A 440-nucleotide genomic window follows, 5' to 3' on the forward strand; every position below is an offset into this window, starting at 1 on the left:
GACTGCCTGGTGTGTACTCGCCCATAAACAATGTCCGGGCCAAAGCTGGCCCGGATCTGACTTCCATCCTCAATGAGGATAGAGACTTAAGCTGCAGGTGCGCGCCAGTCGTCAGCACCAGACGTGCCGGAGACCGTGTGCTCCCACATGATCTTGCGGTAAGACAGTTCAATGGTGATCAGCTGAGTGAAGTCAGCATTCTTTGGATCCTGACAATGTGGCAGGCCACACTCAATGTTGGTGATCAGGGCATCTTCAAAGGAGGTGGTGAAGAAATGCTCCTGCTTGCCGGAAGAATTGGTGCGGTACCATTTAACTTCACACTTAGGCAGCATCTCACCAGAGACCAGCGCATTATAGAGCAGCGGGATGGACTTGTTCATGGAGCAGGTGAACTTGAACGGAGTGTGCACGCGCTGACCAGCTGGCTGGCCGGACTG

Annotated in this window: 1 protein-coding gene; it reads right to left on the reverse strand. The window is 54.1% G+C overall.

What is annotated here, in order from left to right; genetic code table 11:
* Positions 1 to 86: 86 nt before the first annotated feature.
* Positions 87 to 440: type VI secretion system tube protein TssD (gene tssD / locus PPL9_RS20915; RefSeq protein ID WP_057462385.1), on the reverse strand; the 354-nt coding region annotated here is incomplete at its 5' end.

This window comes from Pseudovibrio sp. POLY-S9, assembly GCF_001431305.1.
In the GTDB taxonomy this organism is placed as follows: domain Bacteria; phylum Pseudomonadota; class Alphaproteobacteria; order Rhizobiales; family Stappiaceae; genus Pseudovibrio.